This window comes from Sphaerisporangium viridialbum (assembly GCF_049674955.1).
In the GTDB taxonomy this organism is placed as follows: Bacteria; Actinomycetota; Actinomycetes; order Streptosporangiales; family Streptosporangiaceae; genus Sphaerisporangium; species Sphaerisporangium viridialbum.
Map to the genome: position 1 here is coordinate 5,146,387 of NZ_CP187232.1, position 22,236 is coordinate 5,168,622.

Genomic DNA, 22,236 nt, shown 5'->3' on the forward strand with positions numbered 1-22,236 from the left:
ATCGCGCACCATTTCAGGCACGGCGCAGCCGAACGGCCAGGGCCGTCGAATAAAGCGTTATCGTGGCCCGGCTCCGGGCTTTATGTCGACTTCCCGAGCCATCACGGAAAGCCTGGATGGCGTGAATCGTCACTGGTGGAAGGGCTTGTTCACCCGCGCGGGGAGGGACGGGCGCCGCGCCGGCGTGGGCGTACATCGCCCGAACCAATCTTTCAGTGACATAGGCCGATCACACCATAATCACCGGTTTCCGTCAACGCGACTTGCGACTTTCTCCTATCGATAGGCGGGAAATCTTCGGAGTAATTTAATTTCCCGATGAATGTCCATTTGAAAAGGTAATGGGATACCCGCCCCGGACATGGAGAACGGCCCGCATCGGGCGCGTGGCATCGAGACGCGCCCGGCGTACGGGCCGGCACGGAGGCGGAAGCGGACCGATCAGAGCAGAACGGTGCGCGCCGGGATCAGGGAGGCGAAGAACTTGCCGAGCGTCGCGCGGGCGCTCTCCACGATCCTCGGGTCGAGCCCTCGCCTGCTCGCGAGGCGCACGGCGACCGATCCCTGCCCGGGCAGCTCGATGATCTCCTCCAGCCCGGGCGGGGCGCTGCCCGTGGTCGGAAGCAGGGCCACCCCGAGCCCGGCCCTGACTCCCGCGAGAATGCCGTCCAGGTTGGTCGCCTCGGCGGTGATCGTCACCGCCCAGCCCGCGTCCTCGAGGGCTCGCAGGGCCTGCTGACGCAGGCTGCACGGCTCCTGGAAGGCCACCAGGCGCAGCAGGTTGCCCGAGGAGGGCGGCGCCCAGCCGGGCGCGGCGAACCAGCGCAGCGGGAGCGACCCCACCTCCACGCCGGTAACCGTGGCCGTGGCGCCGAGGATGAGCGCGATGTCGACCGTGCCGCGCACGGTGGCCTCGGCCAGCTCGGTGGTGCGGTCGAGCCGGAAGACCATGTTGTGCCCCGGGAAGGCCGACCGCAGCTCGGTGAGGAGCTCGGGCAGCACCTGGTCGGCCGCGTGCTCGGTCGCGCCGACGGTCAGCGTCGCCGCCCGTTCGACGCCGAGCCGGCCCATCGCCTCGTCATGCGCGGCGAGGAGCCGCCTCGCCTCCGCCAGGAGGACCTCCCCGGCGGCGGTGAAGCGAGTCCCGCGCCCGGTGCGCTCGACCAGGGGCTGGCCCACCACACGCTCCAGCGCGCGGACATGCTGGCTCACGGTGGGCTGGCTCGTCCGCAGCACGGACGCCGCCCGCCCGAAGCCCCCGCTATCCGCGATGGTCACGAACGTTCGCAACTGCACGAGGTCCAACAGGGCGGCCATGACTGCATGCTACTCGAAAAACCCACTATTTCTACCTAAAATGTCGGTTGTATCAATCGTGAGATTCGGGACTATGAGAAGAAGTCTTTGCATTGATATCTTCTCATCATGAACGAGATACGACGTCGCGAGCTGTCTGATGTGGAGGCGTTGAAGGCGCTCGCGCATCCGCTGCGGCAGCGGCTGCTCACGCGGCTCCAGCATCGCGGGGCGGCCACCTCGGCCATCCTGGCGGCCGAGTTCGGCGAGGACCGCGGCGCCACGAGCTACCACCTGCGGCAGCTCGCGCGGTACGGCTTCATCGAACAGGACACGGCACGCTCGTCCGGGCGCCGCAAGTACTGGCGCTCCGTTCCCCTTGACCTGCGCCTGCCCCGGGGTTTGCAGGCCGAGGCAGAGGTCGCGGCGCGTGAGGTCGGCCGCCAGTGGCAGCACCGCGCCGAGGCCGAGCTGGCGGCCTTCCGCGCCGGCGAGGACGCCTACGGCGCGTTCGGCGACGCCGCGATGACCTCTCTGGGCGGCACCACGCTGACCGCCGAGGAACTGGCCGGTTTCACCGAGGAGTACATCGCCCTGCTCAGCCGCTGGCGCAGGGACCCCGACGAGGCGCCACCGGAAGCACGGCACATCACCGTCGTCTTCCATGCCTTCCCCACCCCCGACCAGGAAGAGACCACATGACACCCCCCGCCGCACGAAGGCAGTCGCTCTGGCGCAACCGGGACTTCATGGCCCTGTGGAGCGGTCAGATCGTGTCCACCCTTGGCACCCGGATCAGCGCGACGGCGGCGCCGCTGCTGGTTCTCGCCATGACGGGCTCCCCGGCGGACGCCGGGCTGATCGGCGCCGCCGCGACCGTGCCCTACCTGGTCGCGCACCTGCCGGCGGGCACGCTCGTGGACCGCTGGAACCGCCGCCGCATCATGCTGGCCGCCCAGCTGACCGCGTGCGCCGCCATCGCGAGCATCCCGGTCGCCTTCTGGCTGGGGGCGCTGACCCTGACCCATCTGGCGATCGCCGTGTTCGTCCAGGGAACCTGTTTCGTGTTCTTCGGCGTCGCCGAGGAGGCCGCCCTCCCCAAGATCGTGCAGGCGCCACTGCTGCCCGCCGCGATCGCGCAGAACGAGGCCAAGGGCCGGGGTGCCGCCCTGGCGGGGCCGCCGCTGGGGGGCCTGCTGTTCGGGATCGGCCACGCGCTGCCGTTCGTCGCCCACGCGATCTCCTACCTGGTCGCCTCGGTGGCCCTGCTGTTCGTCCGGCGCGACCTGCAGGACAGGAGGGCGGTGCCCCCCGGGTCACTGTGGCGGGACACCATCGCGGGGCTGCGCTGGCTGTGGGGTCACTCGTTGATACGGGCCGCGGTCGTTCTGGTCGCCGCGAGTAACCTGATCTTCGCCGGGCTCAGCCTGGTGCTGGTCGTCCTGGCGCGGGAGCAGGGCGCCTCGTCCACCGAGATCGGCCTGATGCTCGGTATCTACGGCGGCGGCGGGCTGCTCGGGGCGTTCGCGGCCGGGTGGCTTCACCACCTGTTCACGCCCAGGTCCGTCGTGATCGGCGTCAACTGGATCTGGGCCGCGCTGCTGCCCCTGCTCGCGGTGGCGCCGAACTGGTGGGCGCTGGGCGCGATCGGCGCCGCCACGGCGTTCATCGGCCCGATGTGGAACGTGGTGATAGGGACCTTCCAGCTGACGCTGGTGCCCAACGAGCTGCTGGGCCGGGTCGGCAGCGCGTCCATGACGGTGGGCTGGGGCGTGATGCCGCTGGGCTCTCTGGGTGCCGGCTACCTGCTCGCCGAGGCCGGCCCCGTCGCCGCCGTGCTGGTGCTCTCCGCCGCCATGCTCGTCACAGCGGTCGTGGCGACCTTGAACCGTTCGGTCAGAGCCGCCCCGGCGGCGCCCGCCGCGGACGGGGACAGTTCCGCACTAGAACCGCTGAAAAGCGATCATTGACCGGCATTTGACAAAAAGTTACATTACGTCGGCAGATCGGGGGTCCCGGTGCTCGAAGGGAGAACCGTCCTAATGATGCGACGAGTCCTGATTTCTACGGCGGCAGCCGTACTCTTCGTCGTTTGGGGTGTTCCACCGGCCGCCTTCGCGGTGGACGGCACCCGAACTCCGTCGTCTCCCTCCTACACGGTCACCCTGACCAGCAACGCCGCCGGCAGCACCTGGACCGGGCACGAGAGCGTCACCTTCTCCAACCCCTCCGCGGACCCACTGACCGAGGTCTACCTGCGGTTGTGGGACAACTACCACGGAAGCTGCCCGTCCACGCCGATCACCGTGACCAACGTGACCGGGGGCACACCGTCCCCGCTGTCGGTCTCCTGCACCGCGCTGAAGATCGCGCTGCCCGCGCCGCTCAACCAGAACCAGAGCGCCTCGGTCGGGTTCGACCTGAGCATCGTGGTGCCCGCGGGCGCCGACCGGTTCGGCCGCGACGGCTCCTACAACTTCATCGGCAACGCGCTGCCGGTGCTGGCGGTCCGCGACGGCAGCGGCTGGCACCTCGACCCGTACTCCAACAACGGTGAGTCCTTCTACGGGCTGATCAGCGACTACTCGGTCACGCTCGACCACCCGACCTCGCTGCTGGTGCCGGCCACCGGCACGTCCGTCGACACGCCCGGCACGTCGGGCCGTACGGTCACCACGGCCACCGCCAAGAAGGTGCGCGAGTTCGCCTGGGCGGCCGGGCCGTTCGTCAAGACGACCAGCACCACGACCACGGGCGTGGTGGTGAACGTCTACCGGGTGAGCTCGATCAGCGCCACCAACGCCGGCTCGATGATGACCACCGCGAAGAACTCGCTGGTCGCCCACGCGGGGCGGTTCGGTGCCTACCCGTACGGCGAGGCGGACGTGGTGCTGGACAACAACTTCTGGTTCGGCGGCATGGAGTATCCCGGCTTCGTGCTGGACATCGTCAGCTCCACGGCGCTGGCGCACGAGCTGGCCCACCAGTGGTGGTACGGCATCGTCGGCGACGACGAGTACACCAGCCCGTGGCTCGACGAGTCGTTCACCGACTACGCGACCGACCTGTACAACAACATCTCGGGGACCAACTGCTGGAACAACGTCTCCTGGCAGTCGTCCGCCGAGAAGATCAGCAACTCGATGGCCTACTGGGACGCCCATTCGAGCCGGTACGGAACCGTGGTGTACACCTACGGCAAGTGCGCGCTGCACGACCTGCGGCGCACGATCGGCACCACGGCGATGGAGAACCTGCTGAGGAACTACGCCGCGTCCCACTGGTACGGCGTCTCGACCACCGCCGAGTTCAAGGCCGCCGCCCAGGCCGCGACCTCGGTGAACCTGTCGTCGTTCTGGACCACCCACCGCATCGACGGCTGAACGACGCCGCCGGGTGAGTCCGGCCAGGCCCGGACTCACCCGGCACGGCTCAGATCACGGTCTCCCACCAGCCGTCCACGGCGGGCGACGCGTCGACGTCGACGTGCTCGCCCGGCCGTGGCACCACGATGCGGGCGTCGCGCGCCTTGGCCTCCCGCCACAGCCGGTCGACCGGCTCGGCCCACGGATGCAGGGCGAGCGTGAACGTGGCCCAGTGCACCGGCAGCAGCAGTTCGCCGCCGAGGTCGATGTGGGCGTTGACCGCCTCCTCCGGGTTCATGTGGATGTCGGGCCAGGCCGGGCTGTACGCGCCGATCGGCATCAGCGTCAGGTCGAACGGGCCGTGCTCGGCGCCGATGCGGGCGTAGCCGTCGAAGTAACCGGAGTCTCCGGCGTAGAAGACCCTGCGCCCGGCGCCCGCGACCGCCCAGGATCCCCACAGCGTGTCGTTGCGGGACAGGGTGCGTCCCGAGAAGTGCCTGGCCGCGGTCGCGGTGAACCGCAGGCCCGCGACCTGCGCCTCCTCTTCCCAGTCGAGCTCGATGACGCGCTCGCTCGGCACTCCCCACTTCTCCAGGTGCGCGCCGATGCCCAGCGGCACGAGGAACGGCGCCGACTGGACGCGGGTGAGCGTGCGCACCGTCGCCAGGTCGAGATGGTCGTAGTGGTCGTGCGAGATCACGATCGCGTCCACCTCGGGCAGCGCGCCGAGGCCGGCCGGGACCGGGTGCAACCGCTTGGGCCCGACGAGCTGCGAAGGCGAGACCCGCTTGCTCCACACCGGATCGAACAGCACGCGGCGTCCCTCGATCTCGACCAGCGTCGACGCGTGACCGAACCACACGACGCCCAGCCCGTCCGGTGAGGGGACCGCCAGCGACGGCACCACCAGCGGCACGGGGGCGGACGGGCGGCGCTTGTCGCGCCCGGTGAGCATCTCGCGGACGAGGCCGGGAGGAGGCCCGGAGGGCACGCCCGTCTCCCCCGGCATGGGATTGCGGAAGGCGCCGTCCTTGAACTGCGGCGACCGCAGGATGCGGGCGGCCCGTTCCTCACCCGACCGGAGGGGCCGCGCGCCCAGCTCCGCCGGAATGTCGTGCAACGCCCATCCCGCGGCCACGGCGGCACCGCCAGTGAGAACCCGCTTCAGCGTTCGGCTTCTTGCCATCCGCTCACACCCCCAGATCAGCTTCTATCCTGCCGAACCGCTCGCGGTGTCGCCGATGTTCCCGCCCCGCGTATTTTCCCCATTCCGCCCTGGACGGACGCTAGGACGATCGGGACGGGTTCGGCCCCGGCCATGCCGGGCCGGGGCCGAACAGGAGGGATGGTCAGGGAAGCTCGAAGTTCGGCGTCAGGGCGGCGCCGCGGTTCGGGTGGTACAGGTCGTAACCGCGCGGGTCGCACTGGAGGCCACCGTTGATGCAGTGGGTGACCAGGGCGTTGAGGATGGCCATGTTGTCCCACGCGTTGAAGAAGTCGTAGTGCCACGAGTATCCGCGACCGCTGGCCAGCCGCGCCTGCGACAGGTCACCGCTCGCCGGGAATGCGATCTTGAACTCGAGCATCGGCACCGCCACCGGGTGGGTGGCCGGGCAGTAGCCGTTGACGGGGTACGCCATGTGGCTCTTGTGGTCGGCGCTGTCGAGGTCGACACCGTTCCAGCAGCTCGGCGCCTGGAAGCGGACGTTCACCTGGCTGCCGGCCGGGCAGGACGTGGGGATGTCCCAGACCTTGGAGATGTTCCCGCACTCGAAGCCCTCGACCGCGCCGGGCGAGTCGCGGAACTGCTCCAGCGTGGCGCTGGGGCTTCCGACGACGAAGCGCAGGCCCTGCGGGAAGTTCTGCACCCGCCAGTACTCCAGGATGCCGGACTTGTAGTAGATGACCTGCAGTCCCGTCGGCTGGACCAGCGTGTTGCCGTTGTAGAAGCTCGGGAACCAGTAGGCCGACTTGTCGTGCGGGTTGGTGCACGACGTGCCGCCCGCCAGCAGTGATGTGAGGTTGCTGCTCGCGTTGGTCGTGGTGTTGCCGACGAAGGTGTGCATGTGGGAGGCGCCGGGGAGCCCCGGGAAGACGATCGGGTCGTCGGGCCGGTTCTGCGTGAACGAGCAGTTGGCCTGGAACTCGTGGTGGGTCACCAGGTCGGTGAACGTCGGGCTGGGGATGGGCGTGGAGCCGCTGCCGCCCGTGCCGTAGACCTTGAACTCCCAGAGGGAGTAGCCGTACCCGGTGCCGCGCGCGGTGCCGTACATCCGGACGTAGCGGCCGCTGCCGGACACATTGAGGGTCTGGTTGCCGCCGGTGCCGGTGGTGGTCGAGTAGATGTCGGTCCACGTCGTGCCGTTGGCGGAGGTCTGGATCTTGAAGGCCTTGCCGTACGCGCCTTCCCAGTTCAGCACGACCTGGGAGACCGTCGCCGTGGCGCCGAGGTCGACCTGGAGCCACTGCGGGTCGCTGTACGCGCTGGCCCAGCGGGTGGTGGCGAGGCCGTCGACGGCGGCTCCGGCGGGGGTGCCTCCTGCCTCGACGGAGGACGCCGTCGCGGGCCTGCCCTGCGACAGCAGACTGTCCGCCGCCATGGCAGGGGCGACGATCGCCAGGCCGGCCGCGACGAGCGCGATCAGCGTGGCGGTGACCAGTCCCAGGCGGAACCGGACGGGACTTCGAGACGAATGCACGGCCTCTCCTTCTGATGGGGGGTGTCCTGCCGACGGGCACGGCAGGCGGGAGAGCGCTCTCCAACGAGATTGGCCGCCCATGTCAATGCTTGTCAAGACACCCGGCTCCACCAATCTGAAACGTCCTGTTCACACCCGTGAAACGGCATCGTCCCGCGATCATCCGCCGGGCGGCGACAGCCGGAGGCCACTCAAGGGGGTGCCTTGCAGGGGATACGCCTTATCAGGAGAAGCCACCCGCGCCTGAGCAGCCGTTTTCGAGCCGGCGAGGAAAGAGTCTTGACATCGTCGATCCCCCCAGGCAGTCTCGGACATGGAGAGCGCTCTCCCAATCTCCCCTCAGCTCTGCCCGATATCGATCGACGGCGCCGGAAGGCGTCCTGACCATGGCCTTCATCCGGTGCGCGCCCCGGTCTCAGGAGACGCTGTCCCGGCCGGCCATCACCCGGCGCATGTCGCCCATCGCCCGCAACATCCCTCGTACGGTGCCGGTGACCTTCGAGTGGCCCACCCGGGGCAGATAGTCCACCTCGGCCTCACCGATCCGCCAGCCCGCCGCCGCCGCGCGCAGGACCATCTCCAGCGGGTACCCGAAGCGCCGGTCGGCCACCCCGAGCGCCAGCAGTTCGGCGCGACGGCACGCCCGCATCGGGCCGAGGTCGTGCAGGGGGGCGCCGGTCGTGCGGCGCAGTTTCCCGGCCAGTACGGCGTTGCCCAGGCGGGCGTGCACCGGCCACGCCGCACCCAGGTGGGGCACGCGGCGGCCGAGGACCAGATCATCCTCGCCGGCCACGATCGGCGCGGCGACCCTCGGTAGTTGCTCGGGGTCCAGGGTCGCGTCGGCGTCCATGAAGCACACGATGTCCGTGGTCGCGGCGATCAGCCCGGCGTGGCAGGCGGCGCCGAACCCCCGACGGGGCTCGTACACCACCCTCGCCCCGTGCTCGGCGGCGATCCGCGCGGACGCGTCGGTCGAGCCGTTGTCCACCACGATCGCGCGGAAGCCGCGCGGCATCCGCGCGAGCACCCACGGCAGGGCCGCCTCCTCGTCCAGGCAGGGCAGCACCACGTCGATCTCCATGCTTCAACGCTAGGGAACCGAAGCTCCCAAGCCTTATGGGATGGTGACTCGTTTCCGAGAAATGACCAGGTCAGGCCGATGGCAAGCCGATGATCGACGATTCGGAGGCCCACGTGTGGCCGGCCGGTTCGCCTGGTCGCGGCGGCCGGTCCGTGCCGAGCCGAGCAAGGGTGAGCATCTCGCTAACCGAGGGCTGAGCGGGCGCTGTCCTGGCTTTTCCTACCTTGGGGCGCATGAGAGTACGGCACTATGTTCTGGCGATCGCCGTCGCAGGCGTGCTGGGCGGGTGCGGAGGCGGAACGCCGGCCGCCGCCCCCTCGTCGCCGCCGGCCCCCTCGCCTCCGGCCTCGGCCGCACCGACCTCGCATCCCACCGAGTCCAGCCCCCCAGGTGACATTCCCGACGACACGGTCTTCCTCGCCTACCGGCCCCCGGACGGGTCGTACGAGGTCAAGGTGCCGGAAGGGTGGGCACGCATGGACCTGGCGACCGGGGCGAGCTTCACCGACAAGCTGAACAGCGTCCGCGTCGAGTTCCTCAAGGCGTCCCCTAGCCCGATCGCGAGCGCCGACATCCGGAAGACCGAGCAGGTGACCAGGAAGGGGGGCACGGCCACGAGGATCGTCTACCGGGCCGACAGCGCGCCGGATCCGGTAACCGGCAAGGTCGTCAGGGACGAGGTGGAGCGCTACGAGTTCAGCCGGAACGGCGGCGTAGCCGTGCTCACCCTGTCGGGGCCGGTCGGCGCGGACAACGTCGATCCGTGGCGCACCATATCCGACTCCTTCCGGTGGACGCCGTGATCCTGCGGGCCGAGGAGCTCTACCGCTTCTACCGGGCGGCCGAGGAGGAGACCCGAGCCCTGCGCGGCGTCTCGCTGGAGGTGGCGCCAGGAGAGGTGGTGGCGGTCACCGGCCCGTCCGGCTCGGGCAAGTCCACGCTGCTGGCCTGCCTGGCGGGGCTCGACGACCCCGACGGGGGCACGGTGCGGATCGACGGCCACCGGATCAGCCACCGGCCCGATGCCGAGAGGGCCGCCCTGCGGGCGCGGCTGGTCGGGGTGCTGTTCCAGAGCGGCAACCTGATCGAGCACCTCACCGTGGCACAGAACGTGGACCTCGCGCAGCGGCTGGCCGGGCGGACCGCCCCCGGCTGGCGTGACGAGCTGCTCGGCGGCCTTGGGCTGTCCGGCAGGGCCCGTAACCGGCCGAGCAGGCTCTCCGGCGGCGAGGCGGCGCGCGCCGGGCTGGCCGTCGCACTGGCCAACCGGCCGGCCCTGCTGCTCGCCGACGAACCCACCGGCGAGCTGGATCAGCGCAGCGAGACCCCGGTGCTGAAGCTGATCCGCGAGCGGGCGGCCCAGAACACCGCTGTGGTCATCGCCTCGCACAGCCCCGCCGTACGGCGGCTGGCCGACCGGGTGATCACGCTGAAGGACGGACGGGTGACATGAACGAGCTCGTGCGCTGCGAGGACGTGGCGCGTACGTACGGCAGGGGCACCGGGGCGCTGGTCGCCGTGCACGGCGTGACCTGCGCGCTGCGGCCCGGCGACCGGGTCGCGGTGACCGGCGCCTCCGGTTCCGGCAAGACCACGCTGCTCCACCTGCTCGCCGGGCTCGACCGGCCCACCGCGGGGACGATCCGCTGGCCCGCCCTGGACGACCGCCCGCAGGGGCGGATCGGCGTGGTCTTCCAGGGGCCGAGCCTGCTGCCGCCGCTGGACGCCGTGGAGAACGTGGCGCTGCCGCTGCTCATCGCCGGATACCCGGAGGCCGAGGCGAGGCGCAAGGCTCTGCGCGCCTTGGAGGCCGTCGGTGTTCACGACCTGTCGGGCAAGCTGCCCGAGGAGTTGTCGGGCGGGCAGGCGCAGCGGGTGGCGGTGGCCCGCGTGCTGGCCTCGTCCCCGCGTCTGGTGATCGCCGACGAGCCGACCGGGCAGCTCGACTCCGCCCTCGCCCTCCATGTCATCGACCTGCTCGCCGGCGTCACCGAGGAACTCGGCGCCGCCCTGGTGGTGGCCACCCACGACCCGCTCATCGCCGATCGGCTGCCGCGGCGCTGGGAGATGCGCGCCGGCGTGCTGCGAGGAGACCTCACATGCTCATCCTGATCTGGCTGCGCGGCCTGCTGGCCCGCCGTACGGGCCGGCTCGCCGCCGCCGCGGCGGGCATCGCGATGGCCGTGGCCCTGCCGGCCTCGCTGGGGGTGTTCCTCAGCACGGCCAAGGCCACCATGACCGCCCGCTCCATCCAGCGGGTGCCGGTCGACTGGCAGGTCGAGACCCGGTCAGGGGCGACCCTGCCCGGGCCGCTTCCCGGCACCTCGCGGCGGGTGGACTTCGCCGGGGTCGGCGGGTTCGAGGCCCATCAGGCCGGCCAGACCCTGACCACCGGGGCCGGGCAGGTCCTCGGCCTGCCCGACGACTACGCCGCCACCTTCCCCGGCGAGCTGCGCCTGCTCACCGGCGCGCCCACCGGCGCGCTGCTCGCCCAGCAGACCGCCGCCAACCTGCACGCCGCCCCGGGGTCCACCGTCATCGTGCGCAGGCCCGGGCTGCCCGACGCGCAGGTGAAGGTCTCGGGCGTCGTGGAACTGCCCGAGGCGGACTCGCTGTTCCAGCGCGTCGGCGCGCCGCCCACCGCCCAGCCGCAGGCGCCGCCCGACAACGTGCTCCTGCTCCCGGCCGCCGACTGGCACCGGCTGTTCGACGCGCTTCCCCCCGGCCACGTCAGGACCCAGTTCCACGTGCGCGTCGACCACCGGCTTCCCGCCGACCCGGCCGAGGCCTACACCCGGGTCACCGGCGCGGCCCGCAACCTTTCTGTCCGCCTGGCCGGCGCGGGGCTGGTCGGCGACAACCTGGGCGCCGCGCTCGGCGCCGCCCGCGAGGACGCGCTGTACTCGCAGGTGCTGTTCCTGTTCCTCGGCGTGCCGGGGGTCGTCCTCGCCATCCTGCTCACCGCGCTGGTCACCCGGTCGGGGGCCGTACGGCGCGCGGCCGAGCAGGCGCTGCTGCGCACCCGGGGAGCCTCGCGCGCCACGTTCGTACGGCTGGCCCTGGCCGAGGCGCTGGTGATCGGCGTGGCGGGGGCGCTGGCCGGTCTCGCCGTGACCGCGCTGACGGGATGGGCGCTGTACGGGTCGCCCGGCTTCGGCGGAGCCGGTGGGTGGGCTCTGGCGGCGTCCGTGATGGGGCTGCTCGTCGCCTGCGGCACGGTCCTGCTTCCGGCGCTCCGGTCCACCACCGTGGCCGCCGCCCGCCGTCCTGTCGCCCCGGTCACGCGCTCCCCCGCGTGGCTGCGCTACGGGCTCGACCTGTGGCTGATCGCCGCGTCCCTGCTGGTGTTCTGGGCGACCAGCCGGAAGGGCTACCAGCTCGTCCTGGTCCCGGAGGGGCTGCCGCAGATCTCGGTCGACTACTGGGCGTTCGCGGGCCCGGCCCTGCTGTGGGCGGGCGCGGGCCTGCTCATCTGGCGCCTCACCCGCCTGCTGCTCGGCCCGGGACGGCCGGTCGTCACGCGCCTGTCCCGGCCCCTGGCGTCGGGCCTCGCGGGCACGGTGTCCGCCACGCTGGCCCGGCAGCGCGGGCCCCTGGCCCGTACCGTGACCCTGGCCGCGCTCGCGGTGGCCTTCGCGGTCTCCACCGCCGTCTTCGGCGCCACCTACCGGCAGCAGGCCCAGGTGGACGCCGAGCTGACCAACGGCGCCGAGGTGACCGTCACCCGGTCGTCGGCGACCGAGCGGCAGCTCGCCGCCGTGCCTGGCGTGTCGCGCGTGGAGCCGCTCCAGCACCGCTTCGCCTACGTCGGGGCGGACCTGCAGGATCTGTACGGTGTGCGCCCGGAGACCATCCTGCCCGCCACCCACCTCCAGGACGCCTACTTCCCCGGCCACACCGCCGCCGAGGTCGTCCAGCGGCTGGCCCTGCGGCCGGACGCCATCCTGGTCAGCCAGGAGACCGTCAACGACTTCCAGCTCCGCCCCGGCGACCTGCTCCGGCTCCGGACCGAGGACGGGCGCGTCATCCCCTTCCACTACGCCGGGATCGTCACCGAGTTCCCCACCGCTCCCCGTGACAGCTTCCTGGTCGCCAATTCCTCCTACCTGGCGGCGAACGGCGCCTCCGACACGACGTTCCTGGTCAGCACCGACGGCACGGCGCCGCACGTGGTCGCCGACCGGCTCCGCGCGATGCTCGGCCCCACACCGAAGATCTCCGATCTGGAGACCACCCGCCGCGTCATCGGATCGAGCCTCACGGCGGTGGACCTGACCGGCCTCACCGCGATCGAGCTCGGGTACGGCCTGGCGCTGGCCGCCGCGGCCACCGGCCTGCTGCTGATCCTCGGCTTCACCGAACGCCGCCGCACCTTCGCCCTCGCACGGGTGCTCGGCGCCCGGCCGCGCCAGCTCGGCGCGTTCATCTGGGCCGAGGTCGGCCTCGTGGGCCTGGGAGCGGCGGTCCTCGGCGCCGCGACCGGATGGGCGCTGTCGCAGATGCTCGTCGCCGTCCTCACCGGGGTCTTCGACCCGGCCCCGAGCCACCTCGCCGTGCCGTGGACCTACGTCGGCGGCGTGGCCGGGCTGGGCCTGGCCGCCCTGCTGGCCGCCGGGGCGGGAGCCGTACGGGCCGCGAGCCGCTCCCCGCTGACCGTCCTGCGCGACCTGTGACGCCCGGAGACCACGGTGACCGCCCGCGTCCCGGCGGCCGGGCGGTGATGGGGTGAGCTGCACCGTCGCGATCCTGGAGGACGACGCCCAGCTCCGGGCGCTGGTGGCCAGAGGGCTGGCGGAAGAGGGCTTCCAGGTGGGCACGAGCGTGTCGAGCGGGGCGGAGCTGCTGCGGAACGTGGAGGACGAGCCGCCCGACCTGCTGGTGGTGGACATCGGGTTGCCGGACGCCGACGGGCGCGATGTGGTGATGGCGTTGCGCGCGCGGGGCGTGCGGGCTCCGGTGCTGCTGCTCACCGCCCGGGGCGACCTGCACGACCTGCTCTCGGGCTTCCACGCGGGCGCCGACGACTATCTCGCCAAGCCGTTCGCCTTCGCCGAGCTGGTCGTACGGCTCCGCGCGCTGGCCCGGCGCGGCGCCCCCCGCTCCCCCGCCTCGGGGATGCGCCTGGACCCCGCCCGGCACGCCGTCGCCGAGGGCGACCGCTCGGTACAGCTCACGCCCACCGAGTTCCGCCTGCTGGCCACGCTGGTCGCGCAGCCCGGCGTGGTCGTCCGGCGGCGCGCGCTCACCGCGGCGGCGTGGCCGGACGGGGCGATCGTGCACGACAACACCCTGGACGCCTATCTGACCAGGCTGCGGCGCAAGCTCGACCGGCTCGGCAGGGAGGACGCGATCACCACGGTCCGAGGCGTCGGCTACCGGATCTCGTGATGCGGCGCCGCCTCGTGCTCCTCACCACCGCGTCCGTCGCCGTCGCGCTGCTCGTGCTCACGTCCGGGTTCCTGCTGGTCCTGTCGCACGGCCTCGACCGCGACGCCGACCTCGTGCTGCGCTCGCGGGCCGAGGCCGTCCTCGCCACCCTGGAGTTCACCGGCGGCGGCCTCGTCGTCGAGGACCTGCCGCTGGACGAGGTGGTCGACACCAACGCGTGGGTCTTCGACGCCTCTGGCCGGGTCGTGGTCGAGCCGCACGCGGCGCCGGAGGTCGCCGCCGCGGCGGCGGGCCTGCGGGGCACCAAGGCGGCCGTCTTCCGTGACGCGGGCGACGTGCGGCTGCTCGCCCGTCCCGGGCTCGGCCGGGGCACCGTCGTGGTGAGCGTGTCACGCGTGCCGTACGAGCACAGCGAGTGGATCGCCCTGCTGGCCGCCCTCCTGCTGGACGCCGTCGTGCTGCTCATGGTGCTGGTGCTGACCCGGCGGGTGGTCACGGCGGCGCTCAGGGTGGTGGCGGCGATGACCCAGCAGGCACTGGAGTGGAGCGAGCGGGACCTGGACCACCGGTTCGCGCTCGGGCCACCGCACGACGAGCTCACCGAGCTCGCCGCGAACCTGGACGTCCTGCTCGACCGGATGGCCGCGACGCTCCGGCACGAGCGGCGGCTGAGCGCGGAGATCGCCCACGAGCTGCGGACCCCGCTGGCCAGACTGCGCGCCGAGGCGGAGATCGCGCTGCTTCGGGAGCGCCCGCCCGCCGAGCTGCGCACCGCCCTCCAGGCGGTCGTGGCCGACGCCGGCGATCTCACCCGGGTGGTGGACACGCTGCTGGAGTTCTCCCGCACCGAGATCGAGACCGCCGGATGCCAGGTCGGCGACGTGCTCGCGGCGGTGGACGGCCGGGTCCGCGTCGAGGCCCCCGCCGACCCCGCGCTGCGGGTGGGCTGCGAGGAGGAGCTGGTGTCGCGCATGCTCGCCCCGCTCCTGCAGAACGCCGTCGCGTACGGCCGGGCGCGCGCCACCCTCTCGGTGGCCGGGGACGACGGCGCGGTGGTCTTCACGGTCGCCGACGACGGTCCCGGCGTGCGGGCGGGCGAGGAGGAGACGATCTTCGAGCCCGCCCACCGGGGCAGCGCCGCCCACCTCCGCCAGGGCTCGGGGCTGGGGCTGGCGCTGTCGCGCAGGCTGGCCCGCGCCGCCGGGGGCGACGTCGTCGCCGTCCCCTCCACGGCCGGAGGGCTGTTCCAGGTACGGCTGCCGCGCGCCTGACGGGGCCGGGTGACGCAGTCAGGTTGCGTTCAGGTGAGCTGTGCCAGCCTGGCGCCCATGATGACCACGAACAGGCGGCCGGGGGCCAGGTCAGCGGCCCGCCAGACGCTCAACAAGGTTCCCGAGATCACGATCTACTTCTGGATCATCAAGATCCTTTGCACGACCGTGGGCGAGACCGCGGCGGACTTCCTGAACGGGAAGCTGAACCTGGGGCTGACCAGCACGACCTACGTCATGGGCGTTCTTCTGATCATCGCGCTGTTCTTCCAGTTCAGGGCGAGGAAGTACGGGCCGGGGATCTACTGGCTCGCGGTCGTCCTGATCAGTGTCGTCGGCACGCTGATCACCGACAACCTCACCGACAACCTCGGCGTCTCGCTGGAGACGACCACCCTCGCGTTCGCCGTCGCGCTGGCGGCCACCTTCGCGGCCTGGTACGCCAGCGAGCGGACCCTGTCCATCCACACCATCTACACGACCCGGCGGGAGGCCTTCTACTGGCTGGCCATCCTGTTCACCTTCGCCCTCGGCACCGCGGCCGGCGACCTCGTCGCGGAGAGCCTCGACCTGGGGTACGCCCTGTCGGCGGTCGGCTTCGGCGTGCTGATCGCGGTCGTGGCCGTCGCGCGCTTCGGCCTCAAGCTGAACGCCGTGCTCGCCTTCTGGATCGCCTACATCCTCACCCGCCCGCTGGGCGCCTCCATCGGCGACTACCTGTCACAGTCCCACGACGACGGCGGCCTCGGTCTCGGGACCATCGCTACCAGCGCCCTCTTCCTCGTCACGATCCTGGCCCTCGTCATCTACCTCGCCTTCACCAGAAGGGACGCCACCCCCGCGGCCAGAGAGCACGAAACCGCCGGCGCCCTCCGCTCCTGACCTCGGGCATCGCGGTGGGTGGACAGAAGGGGAGATTCTGTCATTGTCAAATCATGTCGACACCAGCGTGGGAACCTACCCACGGGCAGGAGTACAGGGGGGTCTCCTACCGCCCCCGACGCATACCGGCGACGGAAGGGCTGGCCACGGCCGCCGACCTGCGCCGCCGGATGGACGAGCGCCGGTCGGTCCGCCGTTTCTCGGAGGACCTGGTACCCGAGCAGATCGTCCGCGACGCGATCGCGGTGGCGTCGAGCGCGCCGTCCGGTGCCCACCAGCAGCCCTGGACGTTCGTCCTGGTGAAGGACCCCGGCATACGGCGGCGGATCCGTGAGGCGGCCGAGGAGGAGGAACGCGTCTCCTACGCCGGGCGGCTGGGCGAGGAATGGCTCAACGCGTTGCGCCCCCTGGGCACCGACGACCACAAACCGCATCTCACGGACGCCCCGTTCCTCATCGTCGTGTTCCAGCAGCGCTTCTACCTGGCCGCCGACGGGACCACTCGCAAGCATTACTACGTGGACGAATCCGTCGGCATCGCGGTGGGAATGCTGATCAGCGCGCTGCACCTCTCGGGGCTCGCGGCGCTCGTGCACACCCCGAGCCCCATGCGGTTCCTGTGCGAGGTGCTGGGCAGGCCCCGCAACGAGAAGCCCTTCGCGGTGATCCCCGTCGGCTACCCCGCGGACGACTGCGAGGTCCCCGACCTGGTGCGCAAGTCACTCAACCAGGTGCTGGTGGAGATCTGACCGGCCGTCCGCGCCGCCGCTGAAGGCTCTCTCGACCGGCCGCGCTCGCGATCAGTCATGGGGCGGGCCATGGGCGTCGCGTACGTCGGAGAGCCAGGCTCGGGGGGCCGGGGAGCGGAACAGGTCGGTGCCGCTGACCAGCCACCCGGCGCCGGTCGCCGCGGCGCGGATGCCGATGTCGCGGGTCACCCCGCCGTCGAGCCCGAGCAGGCGGGGGGCTCCCGAGGCGTCCTCCCGCAGGGCCCGCACGGTGGCGAGGGCCGACTCGTCGAACGTCGCGCCGGCCTCACCCGGGACGACCGACATGGTGAGGACGGCCAGCTCGCGCGAGGGCACGGACGTCGCGGGGGTGCCAGGGGACAGGGCCAGGGCGGGCCGGGAACCGCGTCGCTCGATGCGGTCGAGCGCCGCCCGCCACCCCTCGGCCTCGGCGTGGACGACGACGAGCTCGCAGAAGCCGGTCCACGCGTCGAGGCGGGCGAGCGGGTCGGTGACCATGAGGTGGGCCTCGGCGCGCAGCCCGGTCTCCGCGGTCATCGCGGCGGCCGCCTCGACCGAGAACCCGCCCTCGCGCGCGAAGACGCCGTCGGTGGTGTCCCAGTGCAGCACCTCCAGGCCGGCGTCGCGTAGCCGGTGCGCCTCACCGGCCCGCGCGGCCGGGGGGACCGACCACATCGAACCCGCGACGCGCATGCGCTCAGCCACCGGCGGGGTGGTCGTAGGGCTCGCGGAGCACGGCCTCGGCGAGGGCGCGGTCGGTCACCAGGGAGGACAGCAGCCCCGAACGGGCCACCGCGAGCACGGCCTGGGCCTTGTCGGCGCCCGCGGCGACCGCGATGACGCGCGGCACCCGCCGGAGCTCCTGGGCGCTGATGGACAGGCACCGCTCGGCGAAGTCCTCTCCGACGAGGCGTCCGTGGCGGTCGATGAGGATGCCGGCGACCTCGGCCTGCACTCCCCTGGTCGCGAGCTCGGCGCGGTCGGCCTCGGACATGACCTCGCGGAGCTGCGAGATCGGCGGGTTCCACGAGCCGACGGCGACCACGGCGACGGTCACCCGGGCGAACAGCCGCATCGCCGCGGCGACGTCGGTCTGCCGCCGCAGGGCCGCGGCGGTCGCCGCGTCCTCGACGACCAGCGGCGCGAAGATGGGGTGCGCCTTGCCGCCCGCGCTCAGCGACGCCTTGCGCACGACCTCGACCGGTGACTCGGCGAGGTCGGAGCCGACGGCCCCGGTGAGCTGGACGACCGAGACCGGCGGCAGGGAGGTGAGGCCCTCGGTCATCGCGGTGAGGGTTCTGCCCCACGCCAGGCCGAGGACGTCGCCGGCGTGGAGGGTCTCGGTGAGCAGGGTCGCGGCGGCGGCACCTACCTGGCCGCGCACCTGCGCGTCGGTGCCGAGGGTCTCGACGACGATCGCCTCGCGGAGCCGCATATGCGCGCTGAGCTGGGCGGACATGACGTCGTCGACATATCCGGCGTCCCTTAGAGTGATGGTCACAATTCCGGTGCTCTTCGCCTGCTCAAGGAGCCGGGCGATCTTGAACCGCGAGAGCCCGAGCTCCTTGGCGATCTCCACCTTCGAGACGTCATCGATGTAGAAGCGTCTCGCGACGGTCGCCATGAGCCTCCTTTCGGCGGGAGTCACCTTGGCAATGGCGCTCATATGAGCGCTTGGATTGCTCATTCGTTACCTCACTGCGACCGCGTGCGCCTTGTTAGCGGACTTTGATGGACCCTATAGTACACAAACGAGCGTCTATGGCGCTCATATGAGCGAAGCCCGGGAGGGGCAGTTGTGAGATCACGCCGTATGCCGGACGAGATCGGGATCTTCGGGATCCTGATCCTGGTCGCCCTCGTCATGAGCCTGCTGTCCGGGAACTTCCGGACCGTCGACAACCTGCAGATCCTGCTACTCAACGGCGCGGTCATCGCCTTCCTCGCCCTGGGGCAGACCTTCGTGCTCCTGACGGGAGGCATCGACCTGTCCACGGGGTCGAACGTCGCCATGACGGGGATGCTGGCGGCGGTCGTCATGAAGGCAGGGGCCGGGTGGCCGATCGCCGCGCTGGTGGCCATTCTCGCAGGAATCGCGGTCGGCCTGTTCAACGGCGCGGTGATCCACTACCTGAAGCTCCCGCCGTTCATCGTGACCTTCTCCACCTTCGGCATCGCCGCGAGCATCCCGCAGATCATGACCGGCGCGAAGTCGGTCTCGGTCACCGACCCGATGTTCGCGGTCATCGGCCGGGGCGCCCTGCTGGGCATCCCGATGCCCGTCGTGCTGGTCATCGTCGCCGCCTGCGTCCTCACCTTCTTCCTGCGCAGGACCGCGACGGGCGTGCACATCTACGCCGTCGGCGGCAACACCGAGACCAGCCGCCTCGCCGGCATCGGGATCGGGCGCACCACCATGCTGGTCTACGCGGTCAGCGGCCTGTGCGCGTCGTTCGGCGGCCTGATCACCACCAGCCGGCTCATGGTCGGCTACCCCACCGCCGGCTCGGGCAACGAGCTGTTCTTCTCCATCGCGGCGGCCGTCGTGGGAGGCGTCAGCCTGTTCGGCGGCATCGGCTCCATCCCTGGCGCCTTCCTCGGCGCGGTGCTGATCGCGACCGTGTCCAACGGCATGAACGTCATCGGCGTGGACAGCTTCTGGCAGCCGCTCGTCATCGGCGTCATCATCCTGCTCGGCGTCAGCCTCGACACCTACCGCCGCAGGCTCTCACTCTCAGACTTCTCCCGGCTGTTCAGCCGTTCCGGTCCCCCGGGCCCGACAGCGCATGAACCGCTCGAATCCCTCTCGCCTGGCGAAGGCGCTGTTTCTCTCGAAAACCGGAGGTAATTCCCCATGCAGCGACGTTTCTCCCTCGCCGCCGGCGCGGCGCTCGCCGCGCTGACCCTCGCCGGATGCAGCACGGGGGTCGACACCGGCGCCCAGGCCGGCGCCGGCACACCCGAGGGCGGCATCCCCCGGCCCGAGGCGTGCTCCGCCGAGTCCAAGTACGTGGCGGTCGCGCTCCCCAACCTGACCAACCCCTACTACGTGGCCATGAAGAAGGGCTTCGAGACGGCCGGCCAGGCGGCGGGCTTCAAGACCGAGGTCCAGATCGCCAACGACGACGACGCGGCCCAGCTCGCCCAGGTCCAGTCGATGCTCCAGAAGAAGCCGTGCGCGCTCGCGCTCAACCCCGTGAAGTCCGAGCCCGCCGCGGCGATCGTGAAGCTGGCCAACGACGCGGGCGTGCCGGTGTTCACCGTGAACGTCACCGTGGACGACGCCGCGCTCAAGGCCCAGGGCGCGAGCATCGTCCAGTACCTCGGCGCCGACAACGCCGCGGGCGGCAAGCAGGTCGCCGAGCAGGTGCTCAAGGACCTCGGCGCCGACGCCGACCTCAAGGTCGGCTTCATCACCGAGCCCGACGAGGGCCCGGTCGTCGCCCGGGACAAGGGCTTCGAGGACACCATCGCCTCCGACGCCAACGCCAAGGTCGTGGCCAAGGTGGACGGCAACGTCAAGCCCGACGACAGCCTCGCCGCGACCACCGAGCTCCTCCAGGGCAACCCGGACGTGAACGTCCTGTTCACCAGCACGGGACCCGCCTCCTATGGAGCGCTCCAGGCCATCCAGAGCGGCGGCAAGAAGGTCAAGGTCTACGGCTTCTGCGCGGCCGACGAGCCGCTGACCGACCAGTACCCGGCGTGCGTGGCCCAGGAGCCCGAGGACTACGGCAAGCGCGTGATCGAGCAGATCTCCGCCTGGCTGGGCGGCACCAAGCCCGAGGCGCAGATCCTCCGCCCGCTCAAGCTCTACACCAAGGGCCAGACTCCCGCGCCGGGCGAGGTGGGCTGAGTGAACGGGCCGACGGCGACGGCCACCCCGGCCGGAGGAGCGCCCCCCGTACCGGCGGAGGGCCTGCGCGCCGAGGGGATCGTCAAGCGGTACGCCGGCGTCCCCGTGCTCTCCGGCGTGACCGTCACCGTCCGGCCCGGCGAGGTCGTCGGGCTGGTCGGGCACAACGGCGCCGGCAAGTCCACCCTGCTCAGAACTCTCTCCGGGGCGATCAGGCCGGATGAGGGGACGATCAGCGTCAACGGCGGCCGGATAGCGCTCACCGGCCCCGCGGTCGCCCTGAAGGCGGGCATCTCCACCGTCTACCAGGAGCTGTCGCTCCTGCCGAACCTCACGATCACCCAGAACGTGTTCCTCGGCCGCGAGCGGCGGCGCGGCACGCGGACGCTCGACGGCGAGGGCATGCGCCGGGCGGCACGCGACCTGGTCGGCCGCTTCGGCCTGCGGGTCGACGTGGACCGGCCGCTGGGCCACTACCCGGTGGCCACCCGCCAGCTCCTGGAGATCGCGGTCGCCACCGAGCGCGACACCCGTTTCCTGCTCCTGGACGAGCCGACGACGAGCCTGGAGGGCGAGCAGGTCGACCGCCTGCTCGAACTGATCAAGTCCCTGACCAGGGAGTCGGGGCTCGGCGTGCTGCTCGTCGACCACAAGCTCGACGAGCTGTACGCCGTGGCCGACTCCGTCGTCGCCCTGGTCGACGGCCAGGTCAGGATCGCCGGGCCGGTCGAGGAGGTCGACCGCGCCGACGTCGTCCGCGCGATCGCCGGCGAGGAGGCCGCCGTCCACCTGGCCGAGGCCGGGCAGTACGACCAGCTCCCGGCGGAGGAGCTGGTCGACCTGGCCGGAGGGCGCCCCCAGGGACGGCGTCCGGTCTCTCCCCCGCCCGACGGGGCCCGGCCGAGCCTGCGGGTGCGCGGCCTCCGGGGGCCCGGTCTCAGCGACGTCTCCCTGGACGCCTACCCGGGGCGGGTCCTCGGCGTGTACGGCCTGATCGGGTCGGGGCGCACGGAGTTCCTGCGCGCCCTGGTCGGGCTGGACGGGATCGACGCCGGGCGAGTGGAGCTGTTCGGCGAGCCGTACCGGCCGCGCAACCCCTCCCACGCGCGGCGGGCCGGCGTCGTCTACCTCACCGAGGAGCGCAAGGTCGACGGGATCGTGCCCGGGCTCGACTCCGCCACCAACGTCGTCCTGCCCGTGCTGCACGGCTTCTCCAGGTACGGCGTGCTGGACCGCCGTGCCATGGCGCGGAGCGCCACCCGGTTCATGGACCAGCTCCACGTGCGCGGCGACCGGGACGCCCCGGTCGTCAGCCTGTCCGGCGGCAACCAGCAGAAGGTCCTGCTGGCGCGCGCCCTGGCGCAGGAGCCCCGGCTGCTGCTCCTGGACGAGCCCACCAAGGGCGTGGACATCGGCGTGAAGACCGAGATCCATCGCCTGCTGCGCCGCCTCGCCTCCGAGCAGGGCATGACCGTCGTGGTCGTGTCGAGCGAGGAGGAGGAGATCCTCGACGTCTCCGACGACGTCGTGACGTTCTCGCACGGGCGGTGCGACGGCGGCACCCGGCTCGCCTCCGAACTCTCGCTGGTCAAACTCCGGCAGGTCGCGTGGGGTGCGGCATGATCCCTCACCCCGGACCCGCCCCCCAG

Annotated in this window: 20 protein-coding genes; 14 read left to right on the forward strand and 6 right to left on the reverse strand. The window is 71.6% G+C overall.

Annotation, left to right across the window (positions count from 1 at the left end; genetic code table 11):
* Positions 1 to 441: 441 nt before the first annotated feature.
* Positions 442 to 1,317 (reverse strand): LysR family transcriptional regulator, encoded by an 876-nt coding sequence (locus tag ACOZ38_RS23115; protein ID WP_424533260.1) that lies wholly within the window; start codon positions 1,315 to 1,317, stop codon positions 442 to 444.
* Between the two features lie 108 nt (positions 1,318 to 1,425).
* Between ACOZ38_RS23115 and ACOZ38_RS23120 the strand changes: the two genes are divergently transcribed.
* The 3 genes from ACOZ38_RS23120 to ACOZ38_RS23130 all read left to right on the forward strand — a co-directional run bounded on the left by ACOZ38_RS23120 (position 1,426) and on the right by ACOZ38_RS23130 (position 4,679).
* Positions 1,426 to 1,998 carry an ArsR/SmtB family transcription factor gene (locus tag ACOZ38_RS23120; RefSeq protein ID WP_424533261.1) on the forward strand — a complete coding sequence of 191 codons (573 nt, stop codon included), beginning with the start codon at positions 1,426 to 1,428 and terminating at the stop codon, positions 1,996 to 1,998.
* Positions 1,995 to 3,266: an MFS transporter gene (locus tag ACOZ38_RS23125; RefSeq protein ID WP_424533262.1), complete on the forward strand. Its 1,272-nt coding sequence runs from the start codon at positions 1,995 to 1,997 to the stop codon at positions 3,264 to 3,266. The genes ACOZ38_RS23120 and ACOZ38_RS23125 overlap by 4 nt, the downstream gene beginning before the upstream one ends.
* Before the next feature lie 72 nt (positions 3,267 to 3,338).
* Positions 3,339 to 4,679: a M1 family metallopeptidase gene (locus tag ACOZ38_RS23130; RefSeq protein ID WP_424533263.1), complete on the forward strand. Its 1,341-nt coding sequence runs from the start codon at positions 3,339 to 3,341 to the stop codon at positions 4,677 to 4,679.
* Positions 4,680 to 4,728: 49 nt separating this feature from the next.
* Here ACOZ38_RS23130 and ACOZ38_RS23135 read toward each other — a convergent pair whose 3' ends face one another.
* From ACOZ38_RS23135 to ACOZ38_RS23145, 3 genes are all read right to left on the reverse strand, one after another.
* Positions 4,729 to 5,847 carry an MBL fold metallo-hydrolase gene (locus ACOZ38_RS23135; protein ID WP_424533264.1) on the reverse strand — a complete coding sequence of 373 codons (1,119 nt, stop codon included), beginning with the start codon at positions 5,845 to 5,847 and terminating at the stop codon, positions 4,729 to 4,731.
* A gap of 163 nt (positions 5,848 to 6,010) precedes the next feature.
* Complete coding sequence (locus tag ACOZ38_RS23140; protein WP_405150050.1) at positions 6,011 to 7,360, reverse strand: DUF1996 domain-containing protein; 1,350 nt, start codon at positions 7,358 to 7,360, stop codon at positions 6,011 to 6,013.
* Between the two features lie 415 nt (positions 7,361 to 7,775).
* The gene (locus ACOZ38_RS23145) at positions 7,776 to 8,441 is read right to left on the reverse strand and encodes a glycosyltransferase family 2 protein (protein ID WP_424533265.1); all 666 of its coding nucleotides are present in this window, start codon (positions 8,439 to 8,441) and stop codon (positions 7,776 to 7,778) included.
* Between the two features lie 233 nt (positions 8,442 to 8,674).
* Here ACOZ38_RS23145 and ACOZ38_RS23150 point away from each other — a divergent pair, with 233 nt between their 5' ends.
* Genes ACOZ38_RS23150 through ACOZ38_RS23185 form a run of 8 tightly spaced genes read left to right on the forward strand, consistent with a single transcriptional unit; the run spans position 8,675 to position 16,731 of the window.
* Entirely contained in the window at positions 8,675 to 9,244 is a 570-nt protein-coding gene (locus tag ACOZ38_RS23150; protein WP_424533266.1) for a hypothetical protein, read from the forward strand.
* Positions 9,232 to 9,894 (forward strand): ABC transporter ATP-binding protein, encoded by a 663-nt coding sequence (locus ACOZ38_RS23155; protein ID WP_424533267.1) that lies wholly within the window; start codon positions 9,232 to 9,234, stop codon positions 9,892 to 9,894. The genes ACOZ38_RS23150 and ACOZ38_RS23155 overlap by 13 nt, the downstream gene beginning before the upstream one ends.
* Positions 9,891 to 10,553: an ABC transporter ATP-binding protein gene (locus ACOZ38_RS23160; protein WP_405150058.1), complete on the forward strand. Its 663-nt coding sequence runs from the start codon at positions 9,891 to 9,893 to the stop codon at positions 10,551 to 10,553. The genes ACOZ38_RS23155 and ACOZ38_RS23160 overlap by 4 nt, the downstream gene beginning before the upstream one ends.
* Positions 10,541 to 13,114: an FtsX-like permease family protein gene (locus tag ACOZ38_RS23165; RefSeq protein ID WP_424533268.1), complete on the forward strand. Its 2,574-nt coding sequence runs from the start codon at positions 10,541 to 10,543 to the stop codon at positions 13,112 to 13,114. The genes ACOZ38_RS23160 and ACOZ38_RS23165 overlap by 13 nt, the downstream gene beginning before the upstream one ends.
* Positions 13,115 to 13,166: 52 nt before the next feature.
* Positions 13,167 to 13,829, forward strand: coding sequence for a response regulator transcription factor (locus ACOZ38_RS23170; protein ID WP_405150060.1), 663 nt, complete (start codon positions 13,167 to 13,169; stop codon positions 13,827 to 13,829).
* A complete protein-coding gene (locus tag ACOZ38_RS23175; RefSeq protein WP_424533269.1) occupies positions 13,829 to 15,100 on the forward strand; it encodes a sensor histidine kinase in 1,272 nt (423 codons plus the stop codon). The genes ACOZ38_RS23170 and ACOZ38_RS23175 overlap by 1 nt, the downstream gene beginning before the upstream one ends.
* A gap of 57 nt (positions 15,101 to 15,157) precedes the next feature.
* Positions 15,158 to 15,982 (forward strand): hypothetical protein, encoded by an 825-nt coding sequence (locus ACOZ38_RS23180; RefSeq protein WP_424533270.1) that lies wholly within the window; start codon positions 15,158 to 15,160, stop codon positions 15,980 to 15,982.
* A gap of 53 nt (positions 15,983 to 16,035) precedes the next feature.
* Entirely contained in the window at positions 16,036 to 16,731 is a 696-nt protein-coding gene (locus tag ACOZ38_RS23185; protein ID WP_424533271.1) for a nitroreductase family protein, read from the forward strand.
* A gap of 51 nt (positions 16,732 to 16,782) precedes the next feature.
* Here ACOZ38_RS23185 and ACOZ38_RS23190 read toward each other — a convergent pair whose 3' ends face one another.
* Both ACOZ38_RS23190 and ACOZ38_RS23195 read right to left on the reverse strand, forming a co-directional pair.
* Positions 16,783 to 17,436: a hypothetical protein gene (locus ACOZ38_RS23190; RefSeq protein WP_424533272.1), complete on the reverse strand. Its 654-nt coding sequence runs from the start codon at positions 17,434 to 17,436 to the stop codon at positions 16,783 to 16,785.
* Positions 17,429 to 18,355 (reverse strand): sugar-binding transcriptional regulator, encoded by a 927-nt coding sequence (locus ACOZ38_RS23195; protein ID WP_405150068.1) that lies wholly within the window; start codon positions 18,353 to 18,355, stop codon positions 17,429 to 17,431. Before ACOZ38_RS23195 ends, ACOZ38_RS23190 begins: the two co-directional genes overlap by 8 nt.
* Before the next feature lie 174 nt (positions 18,356 to 18,529).
* Between ACOZ38_RS23195 and ACOZ38_RS23200 the strand changes: the two genes are divergently transcribed.
* The 3 genes from ACOZ38_RS23200 to ACOZ38_RS23210 are packed head-to-tail and all read left to right on the forward strand — an operon-like array spanning position 18,530 to position 22,210.
* Complete coding sequence (locus tag ACOZ38_RS23200) at positions 18,530 to 19,579, forward strand: ABC transporter permease (protein WP_424533273.1); 1,050 nt, start codon at positions 18,530 to 18,532, stop codon at positions 19,577 to 19,579.
* Between the two features lie 6 nt (positions 19,580 to 19,585).
* Positions 19,586 to 20,587, forward strand: a complete 1,002-nt coding sequence (locus tag ACOZ38_RS23205; RefSeq protein WP_424533274.1) for a substrate-binding domain-containing protein — start codon at positions 19,586 to 19,588, stop codon at positions 20,585 to 20,587.
* Positions 20,588 to 22,210: a sugar ABC transporter ATP-binding protein gene (locus ACOZ38_RS23210; protein ID WP_424533275.1), complete on the forward strand. Its 1,623-nt coding sequence runs from the start codon at positions 20,588 to 20,590 to the stop codon at positions 22,208 to 22,210. It abuts the gene before it with no gap.
* Positions 22,211 to 22,236: the final 26 nt, after the last annotated feature.